Raw genomic sequence first — 13,844 nt, forward strand, 5'->3', positions numbered from 1 at the left:
TCAAGTTTATACCGTAGAATATTATCAAGATTATATGTCTGGAAGAAATGTATCAAATAATTTCCGCGGCAACCGGAGTTCCCTACAGCATAGGCACTGGGAAGTGTTGCAGGTCATTTACGGCGCGGGAGGGAGTGAGGAGTATGGCTGTGATAATTTCTTCTTCCGTAGTGTTGATGCTGTTAATCAAGCTCTCGGCGTAGTGGGGTGGAGATGAGGTTTTTGGTTTTGTTGGTTTTGGGTGGCGTGTTGCTCGGCGCGGGTGTGTTGTATGTAGACATGTCTAGGTATGTGGTTGAGGTTGAGACGGCTTGCGGCCCCTCCTACATATTTACGGCGCCGCTAGACGACTACGTTAATCTCCACAAGTGGCTTGAGGAAGCTGGCCTTGTGGAGAGGTACGACAGCCCTATTCGCAAAAAGGCTAGGGAGGCGCTCGGCATAAGATCGGAGGAGAATGCAACTATAGAGCAGTGGAATGCCCTTGTTAACCTCAGCCTCTACATGCTGGGCGACGGGCTGAATGCGGTGGAGGAGGCGCTGAGGAGAGCCGGCGTCGAGGTTTTGGGAGTAGGTCCCGGCTCCGGCAAGCCGCCTGTAGACAAGGCGAACAGCGGCACTGTAGTCGCCTTTGTCAGGCTGGGCGGGAGGGGGGAGGTTTTAAAAGAGCTGGAGAAGGTGGCCGCCGTATATAACATATCTGTAGTCGTGGTGGATCTGCCTAGAGTTAGGGCTTTTGAAGGGAATAAGACTGTGGACTCGGTGCCCGGCCTCGGCGCGCCTGCACACGGCCTGGTTTCCATCACGATCTTTGGCCGTTTTGGCGACGTGGCCTACTATGTAGGGAAGCCGGACGAGGAAACGGTTAAGTCTGTGGCTAGGTATCTACGGGAGAGGGAGCTCTGCGGCGTCGCCGTGGTGTTTGTACCCAGCGAGAGGTACATCCCACGCCTAGCCCCCGCAGGCGGAGGCGGCCCCGGAGAACGCCAAAGCCTCCTAACAGCACTTGCCGCAGTGGCCACACTAGCGGCCGCCGCCCTCCTACTACACAGAGGCTCTAGACGTTAAATCGTCACTCTTTTTCCTACTTTAGGCTTTCTCGTCTCTCAGGCTGGTATAAGCGGCTTGGTGGGGCTATAGGGGTGGACACATCGATTATAGGCATATGGCACTCATTTCCCCGGCACAGCCACATATGTCTGAGCACCTCCTCTCGTCTGCGAGCCCCGCCGCGGGAAATTTGCCCACTCCACAACGGGGGGAGGCTTGAAGCGCGTCGTCCCCTCACCATGTTAATTCGCTGAGTTGCTTGACATATGAGAACTGCCTCAAGTCCCGCGCGCCCCGTCCTCATCCGCCGCCCTTCCGGCGTGTGTGGGCCGTGTTGATTTTTATATTAATCGTATAGTTAAAAACCCGCACTGAGGCCTATCTATGGACTACGTGGAGGCATTGCTTCGTAGCCTCAACATCCCGGTTGTCAACGCCGAGGAGGTCAAGAGACAGGTGGAGAAGATTTTGAGAGGTCTACAGCTGGTATGAGCGAGGTGGAGAGGAAGATAGCGGAGGCTAGGCGGCGCGCCGACTTGAACTACTTTATCTACCTAAACGAGGGGGCGGCGCGGGAGCTGGAGTCTCTGCAGAGGGCTGGTAGATGCGGGGCGCTGTGCGGCCTCGCCGTCGCCGTCAAGGACAACATCGAGATTGCGGGGATGCCCATCACAAACGGGGCGCCGTATATGAAGAGGGTTTCTGACAAGACGGCGCCGGTGGTCAGGAGGCTGATGGCCGAAGGGGCCGTGGTTATCGGCAAGACTAATATGCACGAGCTGGCCCTAGGCGCCACCAATCTCAACCCCCACTTCGGCCCCACCAGAAACCCGCACGACCCCAGCCGCATAACCGGCGGGTCCAGCGGCGGCAGCGCCGGGGCTGTGGCCGCCGGGATGGCCGACCTGGGCATTGGGACAGACACCGGGGGGTCTGTCAGGATACCGGCCGCCCTCTGCGGAGTAGTGGGCTACAAGCCGCCCTACGGCAAAATACCCACCGAAGGCGTCCTCCCCCTAGCCCAGTCCCTGGACCACATCGGCTTCATCACAAAGACAGTTGCCGACCTTGTAAGCGTGCTGGCGGCGGCGGGCTGGGGGCCCCGGGAGCTCCCCACTCCCAAGAGGTTTAGATTCGCCGTCTTGATGGGGATCACGGAAAACACCCGGCACGTAGAGAAGGCGTTCTGGAGGGCCGTCGCCGCCCTCGAGGCCGTGGGGGGCCTGCGGGACGAGGTCTTTATAGACGCGGGGAGGTACTCGGCGGCCCGCGCCGCGATACTCCTCTCAGAAGCCGCCGCGAATTACTACGACTACTTGAGGAGCTCGGCGGAGCAGATGGGCCGCGACGTCGCCGTCCTCTTAAGCGCAGGCGCCGCCCTCCCCGCCGTGGCCTACGTCACCGCGAAGAGGGTAAAGGAGGAGGCCGTCAGATTTTTCGAAACTCTCTTCAAGAAATACGACGTCGTGGTCACCCCCACCACCGCCACCGAGGCAGTTGAGATTGAGGAAGCCGCCTCCATAGCGGTGAGGCCGAAGCTCCTCGCCTATACGGAGCTCTTCAACCTCACCGGCCACCCCGCCATCTCCGTGCCGGCCCCCACCTCCGGCCTACCCGTAGGCCTCCAGATAGCCGCCAGAGACGAGGAGGTTCTGCTAGCCGTGGCCAAGGCCTACGAAGAAGAGAGTAGGTAGCGCTCACCCCGGCTTTCCCACGCCGCGTAGATACTCCAAGAAGCCCAGCACCGTGAACCTCAGGTAGAACTCTAGGTAGAGGCCCCCCACCTCCAGCACCTTCGCGACGTTTTCATCCACCCTCGCCAACATCCGCAACGCCTCGTCGACTGAGAGGTCCAGCCTCCCCTCCAGCGCCTCCACCCACGACTTCACCTGCTCCACGTGCCTCCTCAAAACCTCCACATCCCTCGTACAGCCGTAGTGCGGGAAGCACACCGCCTCTGCGCCGAGGCCCATGACGCGGCTCAGCGACTGGAGGTAGGCATCCAGCCTAAAGGGCGGGGGCGTGGTGGGTATAACCACGCCCAGCTCTGAGATGTACACCCCCCCGCCGTCCCCCGTGAAGAGGATTTTCCCATCCCTGTAGAAGTACATCACGTGGTGAGGCGCGTGCCCCGGCGTGTGAAACGCGTCAAACGCGTCGAAAAGCCTCGCCCCGTCGGCCACGCCCACCGCCTGCCCATTAGGCAGAGGCCTGCCGAACTTCTCCGCAAACACCCCCAGCACGGATCTGCTCGACTCGTACAGCTTGGAGGGGTCAACCACATGCTTCACATACCGCTCGTGGACGTACGTCGGCTTGCCTATGTGGCCCGCCGAGCCGCAGTGGTCGAGGTGTATGTGGGTACAAACCACAGCGTCCACGTCCAGAGGCTCGTGTAGAGAGGCGGGGCCTGGGTCGACCACCACCCTCACCCCACCCACGTCGAGAATATACGAAGTCACCAGCGGCGCCCCCTCCAAATACTTCGTAACAATCCTCATAAGCAAAATCGCACATCAGTATTAATACGTTACCCACAACCGGGGCGCCGGCGGTAGACCCGCGGCGCGACGCCGCAGTCCACATACGCTCCGGGATGGCAGAAGCGGTGTTGCTGGCAATTGAGTTGCGCAGAGGGCGGGCTTGCCTCAGGCGCCAAGATATATAACACCACCTCCCAGTGGGTATGTGGAAAAGGTGATACATGTATCTTACACAATTTGGGCTCTGGGAATCACCGCGGCCGAGTTGCTAGACGAGGGGGACCTGGGCTTTGAGACTAGGGTTGCGGTGCAGAAGGTAGTGTACTTCCTACAGAGGCTGGGGCTTGTGAAAGGCTACGTATTTGGGCCATACCTCCACGGACCCTACTCACGTGAGCTAGCAGACGACTACATGTGGCTGGCGAGGAAAGGCGACAAGTTTATCGAAGAGCTGGCGGCGCAGTGCCGCTGCCAAGAGCTTGAAAAGTGGGTTAACTATCTGGGCGAGGTGGACATCCGCACCCTAGCCACAGCCTCAACCCTCGACTGGCTACTCCAATTCAAAAAAGATCTAGAGGCGGCGCGTAGACACCTCAAACTCATCAAGCCGTGGATAACCGACGAAGACGTCTCGGCGGCTGAAACCGTCCTAAGAGACCTAGGCCTCCTAACGGACGCAAATTCTCAAAAAGCATATATAGCTCTAACTTAGATGCTACGAACTTCTATTCTAAGTTTTGTATTGTTGATTTAGTCACGGCACCCGCCACACCTATAGAGGCTGATTTAATAGACCCCTCATCTCTTTTAGTCACAAGTAGATAAAATGGCGCCGCTAGCGAGGTGAGGAAATCTCCCAACTCAACAAATAACTTGAGTAAAACATGGTTAGAGTGATTTGCACTAAGGATATTGCAAGGAATAAGACAGCCGATCCCCTTTCATCAATTCATCAACTAGCCCCTTGTTTTCTCCGCTGTTTGGCTTTGGTGGCCCTCAGTAATTTTTGTCTTTACATATGTTGTGGAATTTGAGGTTTTATCAGGTTTGAAACCTCCCTTTACCAGGTTATCTTATATCTCTTTCCCCATCTTGTACATTAATTTGGGTATCAATTGAGATATATGCTGGATCTGGGTACACATGGACTACTACGAATCTAATGGCGCCTCCGTAGAAGGGTACGTCTATGGCTTGTCCTCTGGCTACTGGCTTGCCTAGTAGTATCTGTTTTTTGAGGTATTCGGGGTCTACCCGTACCGGCTCTGTGGGGGCTAGCACCACTCTCTGGGCGGCTTTAAGCACAGCCTTCCTCACCTTGACTGTGTCGCCTATCCCCACCCCCGCGTTTTGTCTAATAATACCGTCCATTCTAATAACTTCCTTGTCCTCGTCTTCGGGGTAGGCGGGCCACACCTGGGCGTAGGCAGACTTCCTCCCAATAATCTCCACATAATCCCCAGGCTCAATCCCCAACTTCTTCATCACCCTAACAGGAACCCTCACAATAGAGCGGCCGACATCCCGAGGTCTGGCATCGGCAACCATTAGGAAATGGTCAGGCGGCTCCTTGGCCTCAGCAGAGGCGTCGGCGACTTCTAGTGCTTTATCAGCTTGCTTTCCAGCAACTGCCTCTTCCTTTTGAATAACAATTTCTGTGTTATGCGAGACGTATGCCGGGTTAGGCTCCACGTGCGTTACTAAGAACCTAAACGCTCCGCCTCGAAACGGGATTTCTATCTTTTGATTTAGATACACCGCCTTGCCAAGCAACACATCTCTTATAGACTCGGCATCTACCGCGCCAAGTCCCTTTTGCACCAGCACGACTTTTACGGCGGGCCCCAAGACGGCCCTTTTCACTTTAACCGTGTCGCTAATTTTGACTCCTAGGTTTTGTCTCATAACGTAGTCCATTCTAATGACTTCTCTACCTTCGTCGCTAGTATAGGCTTTCTGAGCTTGCGCATAGACGACCTTTTTTCCAGCGATAGCCACGTAATCGCCGGGCCTGATTTTCAGCTTCTCCATTATGTAAGAGGGTATCAACACCACGTTGCCGCCCACGTGGTGTGGCTCAACGTCGGCAACAGTTAGCTCCACTACTTCATCTCCGTCGCCGCGAGGGTGCTGGCTCTGCGCATGTAGATGGAGAGTGGACGACTCCTTGCTAGTGTGTTTAGAATCTTGCTGGACTCTACTCAGCTGTTGACTAAGTTGCGGTATGTCCCTTAGTATGTCGAGTATTTCTGGGGGCTTTATTTCTCTAGTGTCTATGTCTACTGCGGTGGCTGTGTACTTCAGCTTCTCCCTAAGCACAGCGGCTACGTAACTCTTGGCTTTTTCATAATCGTCGAGCTCTCTCAGCGCCTTTGAGAAGCCAAGCCACGTCAGCGAAGCCACGTGGGCAGGGAGTAGCCTCCCCCTCTGGTACTGAGCGGCAAAGTAGGCGTACTCACGCAGGAAATCCACGTCGCGAGACAAGTCAACTCCGCGGGCCGCTCTCGGCCTCGCCCCGCCGATCCGCCTAGAGAAGAGTCTTAGGAGGACGTCTGCCAGTAGTGGAGATCTCCTCTCGGCGTATAGATGGACTATGTTGTGGAGCATGGTGAGACCTGGGGGCAACTCCCCAAGCCCTCGGTAGTACTGCGCCCATGCTGGGATTGCCTTGAGGCTGACCCCCTCCAATGTGTAGTTAAGCGCGGCGATATCCACCCCCGAGCCAGCAAAAGCCTCTCTCACCCCGTCCACAGTCATCGAAGCTATGTAGGAACCCATGCCTCCTCTTACAGCCTCGGCAATTTTCCGGGCGGTTTCGTCGCCCCCCATCGCCAGCATCACCAGCCTCTCTACTGAATGAGCCTCCAGCTCCATGGCGGCTCTGTCGGCCACTCTGCCCTCGGCCTGCTGGGCGCAGTGGATAAGCTCGTGGGCGAAAACCGCCGGGGAGTACGTCTTGTAGGCGACGCCGCACCCCTCCCCCAAGCCCTCCGCCGACATATCCACGGCGTAGCCCTCCACCACCGCCACGTCGAAACTTGTAAATCGCCGCCAGTTCTGCCACTGGTAATCTACGATGTATATGGGATACCTCTTCACGCTTTCGTACAGCTGAGCCACTGCCGAGAAGATGCGCCACTTGTCCTCCTCGACAAAAACCATGCCGATGGGTTGGTAAAGCGCGGCGCGGGACAAGACGTTGACAACGGCGGCGCCCGGGACAACCAACTCACCATCCTCCACCACCAGCTCCAAGTCGGCTGTGTCCCACGGCGCCAGCTCCTTAAGGACTCTATTCACCCCCTCGTCACACGTCTCCTCCACACCCCAGCTCCTAAGCAAAACCGCCACCTCCCCCGTCCCAAGCCGCTCCACAGCTCTTTCTAGATAGGCACACGGCCCGCCACCAACATAGGACTGAAGCATTATGTACACATCATGTGAAAGCACTACCCGCCTCCGCCCAGCCCTCCCCCTCGGCACGTCGACGTGGGGGCGCGGCGCCAGGACGCCGGCCCTGGCGGCTGTCTTAACAGCACTAAGGACCTCTTCTTCAGAGGCCTTAACGCGATTTAGATCAAGTATGCCCTTGATTCTAGAGGCTATGTAGCTCAACAGCCTCTCATCGACACCGCAACCCTCCCGCAGAGCCTCCTCGATGTAGAGCCTTGCGATGTAAGAAAGTTCCGAGAAGTCGGGGACGCCGCCCCTCCACCTAGCCACAGCACTAATCAAATACTGGTCGCCAGAGCTAGGCAGACAAGACATTATATTAAGGTAGCATTTTGGCTTAAAAGATTGCCTTCATTAATAATTATTTCGCTAGATTGCTCGGAGAGCAATAAACATAAATTTCTAAAAACATGAAGATTTATAGCGTACTAGACATAATTAAGCATGAAATGGTCTATCCCTCTATAACGTAGTTCAACACTCTGCAGTATTTCAATCTGCCCTCTCCCCAAGGTGCCATGGGACTCCACTTAACGCCGGTGGAGCCGGCGTAGATGATAACCGTAGCTATGGTGCCAGGAGGTGGCTTATACCTAAACTTTAAATCAATGAGCCAACTATCGCCAGATTTTACGACAGTATATACATCGGCGTATATTGTCTGTATGTTTGGGTATTGCCCTACATTCTGGGGGAGTACACCGGCGCAGATCTCACCCGTGCTGTAGGAATGCCTCCAGTAGTAATCCGGATTAGGTTTGTCGCAATGGATTACGACTGGGTAGAGCGATCTGCCATCATATAGTTTTTCAGGTGGGGGAAGCTTGACGTATCCCTTGACGTGGAACACGCCATCTCTATAGAGAGGTCCCTCCACCCATTGGGCCCACTCCCCCACCATGTAAACCACAGCATATACGCTGGTGCCGTTCCTCGCAACCGCCACTGCTACACGGTTGTGGCAGGGATTGAGGATGGAGTCTCTGTGGCCCCAGAGAGATAAAGCGTCGTTATGAACCATCTCCCTCACCATCTCCCTCCCCCACTTGGCAGAGACAGAACAGCCAAAACAGGCGAAGCCGTTTTCTTCCACCGCGTAGAGTCCGCCGTCTAGCTTTGTGTAGTAGTAAATTGGGTGCCTCCCCTCCTTGTCGTAGTGGGAGAGGTGGTTGTTCTGCGCCATGTACCGGGCCTTGAACTCCGCCGCCTTCAGCACCGTCGGCGTCGCCGGCGGTATGCCTAGAGCGGCGCGCTCATTGTTAATAGCCTCCACCGCCGCGCTGATGAAGCCGGCGGCGTCGTCAAGCCCCTCTATTTCTCGTGAAGTGATAGCTGAAGTTGTAATCTGCCATGTAGTGAAGGAGGAATGAGTGGTGAAATGCGTCAATGATGTAGTAGTGGTTGTATACACTATGGATATTTGGCTAGTGGTATATGTTAGAGGAACAGAGGACCTGCTTAACTCAGTCGACAAGCCTCTTGAAGAGTATAAAGTTTCTACATTTGCAGGCTTGTGCAGTACTAGGCTTATAATCTCCGAGTAGCTGTGCAACACGGCGACAGCGATAATGAGTGCGGCAAGCGCCGCTACAGCTCTGCCAACTGCTTTTCTACCTCTTGGTTTCCACGGAGGCTTTGCGCTGGCGGCCAGGGACGCGGGCCGGGAGGCTGGTGCCCGCACCCTCTCTAGCTGGCGCCATCGGTGCGGAGGCGAAGGCCTCTCTACTTCAGCCACCGCGTAGGGCCGCCTAATCTCAGCAAGGTAGGGGAAGATCTGCCGCACCACCCTTAACACGTCTTCCCTCGTGCCGTGGAGGTAGGCGCGGTAGGTTTTGAACCTGTCTATGCCCGCCCTCTCCAGGGCCTCTGTTATGTAAGTCAAGGCGGCTGACGCTCCGTCACATCCGTTTTCCTTCCCCTCTTCAATGAATGTATAGACGACGTGTGTAATCCTGCTGACTAACTGCCAGTCGTCTAGTAGATGCGCCTTGGCCATGACCTCCCCAAGCTCCATGAAAGCCTTGGCAAAACAGTCGGGGGCAAAGCCCCCTTTTGGCCCCTCCTCAGCGGCATGCAGACTGGGTTGCTCGCTACGCGCAGTCCTCCTCGGCGACGCGGGCGCGTGTCCCCTAACGTCTACAAGATTTGGAAATATGTCGCGAAGCACCTCGACAACGTCTTCCCTCGTGCCGTGGAGGTATGCATAGTACGGCTTATACAGATCCACCCCGGCCTCTCTCAACGCCTTCGCCAGGTAGTACCTAGCCGCAGAGGCTCCGTCGCACCCCTTTTCCCTCCCCTCCTCGATAAAAGTCCAGATTACCGACGCCACTCTACTAATCAACTGCCAATCTTCCAAAATGTGTACCTTAGCCAATACGCTGTCTAGCTCTGCAAAAGCTCTTGAAAAACAGTCATCAAATTGATCCACTACGTATTGTAGCTACATTTTTAAAATAATTATTTTATAGACAATATGGCGAACTACGTCAAGCTTGGGTCGCTGGCAATTATCACAGGCTTCGTCCTGGGCCTGGTCGTGGTTGTGGGCGTGTTGCTGAGCTCGCCGTCGGGCGTCGCAACGTCGGCGGCCTTGGCGGCCGCGCTACTGGCCGGGGTGATTTTTGTAGCTGGCTTCGTCCTCCTGGCGCTGGGTCTGAGGGGCTACGGCAGAGCAGGCGCCGTCCTCTACCTAGCTGGCGTGTTGCTAGCTGTGTTTGTGCTCTCCACTCCACTAGATCTATTTCAAAAACTCCTACTAACCCTCCCACTGAGCCTAGCCGCGCTCGCGGGCCTGGTCCTCACCAGCATAGCCCTCATAAAAACCAGAGAAGCCCTGGCCAAGACCGCAGGAGCCTTGCTTATCGCAAGCCTCGCCATACTGGTATTCGCCGAAATCGGCTATATACTTTGGACACCACCTCCTCAACCTCTACCCCCACCTGGCTCTAGTGGCTCTTCAAGTTTTAGCGACGTTGTTGGGGTGTCTACTGCTTATGTCTTCTTTAACGGGTCTGTTTCGCGGGGGGTGCCTCGGCTGTATGGCGATGCCTATGTCTACGTCGTGGCTTACCAGCCCGGGGTGGCGCTTCCAGACGCCGTGGCTAGGCAGATAGCACTAGACGCCGGGGAGAAGCCAGTGTACATACTACCCATCCCCATCTACAACACCCCCATAAACCCAGAAGACTACATAGACACACTCCCCACAAACACCAAAAACCCAGTGATACTGCTCACATACCCGCTTGACAAAATAACTGTAGTGAACTCATGGCTCCGGCAGATACAGAGCAAATTCGGCCAGCTACAAAGCAACTACATCAGAATAGAACTAAGCGCAGGACAGCCAAAAAGCATCAGTTTCTTCTGATAGCGCCGTGTGCAGTCGCCCCCTTACTCAATCCGGTTGAAGAAGTGTCAACCATGTAAAAATTTCCGTAGCGCTAGAAACGCTCAGTATAGTGAGGCATAACGCATCTCTTGAACGGCGTCCCAGCCGAATTACAAGTCATCAGATGAGCGCCAAGAAAAAGCTTATAAATAACCAAAATAGGCAACTCAGCCCCGGCGAAGAATCGGGGAGCCGCGGCGTGCCGGCCGCTCCAACCGGTAGTCTAGCCCGGTCAAGGATGCGGGCCTCTCGAGCCCGTGACCCGGGTTCAAATCCCGGCCGGGGCACTCCCCCCATTAGGTTTAATTCTGTAAAATAGCACTTATTGAAACATAGCGCGCAATTTCAAAAACGGTAGAAACCTTCAAAAGGGGGAGGGTGAACGGAGAACTTCCTCGCGGTTGGGGGAACTCCGAGCTCGAGAACTAACTAGCCTGATTAATTCCGGCGGCTTTTATCTCTACGTAGGTAAGAAGCTCTTTCACCTTCTCTGTAGCCTTTCCCCAAGTTATTAGGCCTATTAGAGTTATATGTTCCTGTCCCCCTTTAGAGTCGCTACTATACAGCTCGCAAAAACACAGCCTTTCCCCTAACACATCTGGCATGCGCGTCCTAGTCCTTTCCGCTGGAATTGTCATAGGTATCCTGGTGTCAATCACTACTTTGAAAATGGCAAGAAACTCTTCCATGCTGGCGTAACTCCTTTGAAGCGAGTTAGCAATTCCCCTTATGAGACAATTTTTGCTAACCTGATGGGAGAGGTAATCCCCCATTTCACTACACTTTATCTGTGGGATTTCATTTAACCCCGTTATAGACATAATTCCCCCGATTAATAGATCAATGCTTTTCTTCTCAAGTATCCGCACGTCAAGGCCTCTGTACCCCTCCAGTAACTTGGCTAAGACGCGGCTGGCGAAGAGCCCTCTCCTTATCTTATCGCTATTTCTTATAGCTTTACATAAATGATTGACATCACCCTGCGGCATACCGTAACACCTCACATCGATAGGCTCAGATGTAATGACTATGATCTCTACCTTATCTTTTGGTAAGCGTGGAGTGATAGCCACGGGTGCGTATAGCGCCGCGAACCTAATGAGTAATTCCGGAAAATTAGGTATTCGAGCTTTTAGAACGCCGCGCGCTAAGGCGATAGCATGTGGGGAGATTAGTGGGTATTTACTAAGTATTAAAGGTAACACAACCCATATAGTAACTAGTAGTGGCTTAAGATGGCTCGCCACATCGATGCTGAGTATTGGGTACCAAAATTTGTGCACCACTAAGAATAAGTCTATCAGCGAGCCGTAATACAATATGAGGATGAGAAGGAACTTTAACCACATGCCTTTCAAATTATGTGCATATTTTTCACCTAGTATTTCAAGAGCTTTTTCGTAACTTAGAATACCACTCTTAATAATTTTCTCAATAATTTCTTTAATAAAGTCACCAGAAATCATAAACTTAGTTTCACCCTCCCAGACATACCATATGGTGTAGGCTAAAGCAAACGCCACAGGCACGAGGAGCAATCTTCCTACACATGGGGGGATTTCAACTAGCAAAGTTGGAAGTTCTACTTTGAATGGTAAGAGGCTTGCAATAAAACTTGCAATAAATGGTATATAGATGATGATTATATAGATTGTTAGTATTTGAATACAACATCTAATGACTAAATCATAACCCAGATGTCGTAATTTATGTAGAAGTTCGGCAACAGATAGGACGCTAGAAAAAATCTCAGACATAAGCGTTTGGTGGGCCTTCGCAAGTCATCGCGGGTTTTGCCCGCCTTGGTTTTAGGCATAGGGCTCCTCCGCGCATGGCGATGATGTAGTCGCGGGGGGTCCAGGCGAGGGCGGCTAGCGACGCGGCGCCTCCTATCAAGGTGAGGAGTAGGGTGGCGTGTGTGGCCAAGGCGACGCCCGCGGCGGCTGCGGCGGCGCCGGCTAGGGCTAGGTAGATTTTCTTCTTTAGTCCGCGGCGGCGGTAGGCGCGGGCCGCGTCGGGGGTGACGGCTTCCTGGGCGAATCTGGCTAGGAGGGTTTTTGTCTGTTGGTAGGCGTGGCAGAGGGCGTTTACCGGGTTGTTGGATCTGCCGGGCTTCGCCTCTCTGCATATGTGGGGTAGCTCTGCGGCTAGCGCATCCATCCTCTGCTCAACTTCGTCGTGTACGTCTAGGATGAGCCACTTTCTGGTTTTGACAGCGCCGTCGTGGACGTAGTGCAACGCCCTGCCGAGGGCCCTGCCTGCGTTGTACAGATCGCCGCGGGCCCGGTGGTAGTGGGCTAGGTTGTAGTAGTACTCGACCAGGCCGGGCTGGGGCTTGTGATGTGCTGGCCTGGCCTCCGACCTGCGGCACCTCCCCCTTCTGCATCTCTCCACGTATACCCTGTCCTCCTCTACGTCGGGCTCCACGACGCCCCTCATGACGCCTCTGTACAGCTCGCCTCTGGGGAGGCTCTCGGGCCAGGCCTTGTCCACAAGGACGCGGTGGGTATTCCACGTGGGCACGTACACCTCCGCCTGGAGTGTTTAAAGAGTTTGGCATGGGGTCCAGCCGACACCGGCTCGCAGTGCAGAGCTTTGACGTGTTTTATAGCTTTGTCTTATTTATAATTTGTCTCGTATCTTTATATATGGCGATGTCGTTGGAAAGATTTATATATGTGTATGTATCTTATAATTGCCCGGTGGGCGGGTTAGGTCTAGTAACTCTTACGTGTCTGGTAATGGGCGGTCTGCCGTGAGGGGCTCGGGAGCCGCTTCGCGGCGTAGAGAGACATGGCTGGTAGGTGGCTGGGGCGAGCCCCTCGAGACCCGCCGGGCCTATCTCTATCAAATTGGTTGCTTAGGCCTTTGGGGGCTAGCGGAGTTTCTGGAGCGGGTGTTTGTAGATGGGGCTGGGCGGTGCGTTACGTGCGGGGAGTTTGGCCTCCTCCGCAGTGGTCTCTATATGCGGCTTCGATTTCGAGCAGAGCGTAGTACTGCTCGTCGGTGAGGGCGACGGCTGGGTTTACCTTCTCTACCTCTCTTATTGCGTCGTCTGCCTTTATACACTTCGTGGCTATTAGGTAGGCCGCCAGTGTTGTGGGGGTCCTCCCCATGCCCCCCACGCAGTGGACCACGACTGCGCCTCTGGCGGCCTCCCTTTTGATTGTCTCTACCAGCTCGTCGAGTCTCCTGGGTGGGTACCCGTCGGGGGTTGGCCAGTGGATCCACTCCATGCCCCTCTCGGCCAGGGCCCTGCGGAGCTCCGCCAGCCCCCAGCGGCCGTAGTACTCGATTTCCCAGGCCTCGGCCAGCGAGATCACCGTCCTTATCCCCAGCTCCCCCCACTTCTCTATGTCCTCTTTTCTAGGCATGCATGACCCAGCCAGCCTGGGGGTGACCCAGTAGGGGCACTCTATCTTCGCCACGGCGGGTTCGCTACGTGTGGTTTTAACTGTTTGTCT

Annotated in this window: 10 protein-coding genes, 1 tRNA gene and 2 pseudogenes; 6 read left to right on the plus strand and 7 right to left on the minus strand. The window is 55.0% G+C overall.

Annotated elements, in window-relative coordinates; genetic code table 11:
- Positions 1-47 precede the first annotated feature (47 nt).
- The 3 genes from P186_RS13945 (at position 48) to P186_RS13215 (ending at position 2,744) form a co-directional block, all read left to right on the plus strand.
- On the plus strand, positions 48-203 hold the full coding sequence (locus P186_RS13945; protein ID WP_014290021.1) for a hypothetical protein: 156 nt from the start codon (positions 48-50) through the stop codon (positions 201-203).
- Between the two features lie 10 nt (positions 204-213).
- On the plus strand, positions 214-1,068 hold the full coding sequence (locus tag P186_RS13210) for a hypothetical protein (protein WP_237179427.1): 855 nt from the start codon (positions 214-216) through the stop codon (positions 1,066-1,068).
- A gap of 470 nt (positions 1,069-1,538) precedes the next feature.
- On the plus strand, positions 1,539-2,744 hold the full coding sequence (locus tag P186_RS13215; RefSeq protein ID WP_014290023.1) for an amidase: 1,206 nt from the start codon (positions 1,539-1,541) through the stop codon (positions 2,742-2,744).
- Positions 2,745-2,747: 3 nt separating this feature from the next.
- Here the strand turns inward: P186_RS13215 and P186_RS13220 are convergent, their stop codons facing one another.
- Entirely contained in the window at positions 2,748-3,551 is an 804-nt protein-coding gene (locus P186_RS13220) for an MBL fold metallo-hydrolase (protein WP_014290024.1), read from the minus strand.
- A gap of 187 nt (positions 3,552-3,738) precedes the next feature.
- Here P186_RS13220 and P186_RS13225 point away from each other — a divergent pair, with 187 nt between their 5' ends.
- Positions 3,739-4,245, plus strand: coding sequence for a hypothetical protein (locus P186_RS13225; RefSeq protein ID WP_014290025.1), 507 nt, complete (start codon positions 3,739-3,741; stop codon positions 4,243-4,245).
- A gap of 377 nt (positions 4,246-4,622) precedes the next feature.
- Here P186_RS13225 and P186_RS14690 read toward each other — a convergent pair.
- The 3 genes and pseudogenes from P186_RS14690 to P186_RS13235 form a co-directional block, all read right to left on the minus strand.
- Positions 4,623-5,081: pseudogene (locus P186_RS14690) on the minus strand (AAA family ATPase); the annotation flags it as partial.
- Positions 5,082-5,174: 93 nt separating this feature from the next.
- Positions 5,175-7,301 (minus strand): annotated as a pseudogene (locus P186_RS13230) (hypothetical protein); the annotation flags it as partial.
- 139 nt (positions 7,302-7,440) lie between these two features.
- Positions 7,441-9,417 (minus strand): CAP domain-containing protein, encoded by a 1,977-nt coding sequence (locus P186_RS13235; RefSeq protein WP_014290028.1) that lies wholly within the window; start codon positions 9,415-9,417, stop codon positions 7,441-7,443.
- Positions 9,418-9,462: 45 nt separating this feature from the next.
- On the opposite strand from P186_RS13235, the gene P186_RS14445 reads away from it, so the two are divergent.
- Positions 9,463-10,359 (plus strand): hypothetical protein, encoded by an 897-nt coding sequence (locus P186_RS14445; protein ID WP_014290029.1) that lies wholly within the window; start codon positions 9,463-9,465, stop codon positions 10,357-10,359.
- A 212-nt stretch (positions 10,360-10,571) separates the two neighbouring features.
- Positions 10,572-10,667: transfer RNA gene (locus P186_RS13245), tRNA-Glu, on the plus strand.
- A 138-nt stretch (positions 10,668-10,805) separates the two neighbouring features.
- On the opposite strand, the gene P186_RS13250 is transcribed toward P186_RS13245, so the two are convergent.
- The 3 genes from P186_RS13250 to P186_RS13260 all read right to left on the minus strand — a co-directional run bounded on the left by P186_RS13250 (position 10,806) and on the right by P186_RS13260 (position 13,808).
- Positions 10,806-11,909, minus strand: a complete 1,104-nt coding sequence (locus P186_RS13250; RefSeq protein ID WP_148683096.1) for a hypothetical protein — start codon at positions 11,907-11,909, stop codon at positions 10,806-10,808.
- 220 nt (positions 11,910-12,129) lie between these two features.
- Positions 12,130-12,903 carry a hypothetical protein gene (locus P186_RS13255; protein ID WP_148683097.1) on the minus strand — a complete coding sequence of 258 codons (774 nt, stop codon included), beginning with the start codon at positions 12,901-12,903 and terminating at the stop codon, positions 12,130-12,132.
- 401 nt (positions 12,904-13,304) lie between these two features.
- Positions 13,305-13,808, minus strand: a complete 504-nt coding sequence (locus P186_RS13260; RefSeq protein WP_014290033.1) for a protein-tyrosine phosphatase family protein — start codon at positions 13,806-13,808, stop codon at positions 13,305-13,307.
- Positions 13,809-13,844 lie beyond the last annotated feature (36 nt).

The sequence above is a fragment of the Pyrobaculum ferrireducens genome (genome assembly GCF_000234805.1).
GTDB lineage: Archaea > Thermoproteota > Thermoprotei > Thermoproteales > Thermoproteaceae > Pyrobaculum > Pyrobaculum ferrireducens.

Bases quoted from the DNA above. Each gene is read 5' to 3' on its own strand.
- P186_RS13215 (WP_014290023.1), top strand. From the start codon at position 1,539: ATGAGCGAGGTGGAGAGGAAGATAGCGGAGGCTAGGCGGCGCGCCGAC.
- P186_RS13945 (WP_014290021.1), top strand. From the start codon at position 48: ATGTATCAAATAATTTCCGCGGCAACCGGAGTTCCCTACAGCATAGGC.
- P186_RS13220 (WP_014290024.1), bottom strand. From the start codon at position 3,551: ATGAGGATTGTTACGAAGTATTTGGAGGGGGCGCCGCTGGTGACTTCG.
- P186_RS13210 (WP_237179427.1), top strand. From the start codon at position 214: ATGAGGTTTTTGGTTTTGTTGGTTTTGGGTGGCGTGTTGCTCGGCGCG.
- P186_RS14445 (WP_014290029.1), top strand. From the start codon at position 9,463: ATGGCGAACTACGTCAAGCTTGGGTCGCTGGCAATTATCACAGGCTTC.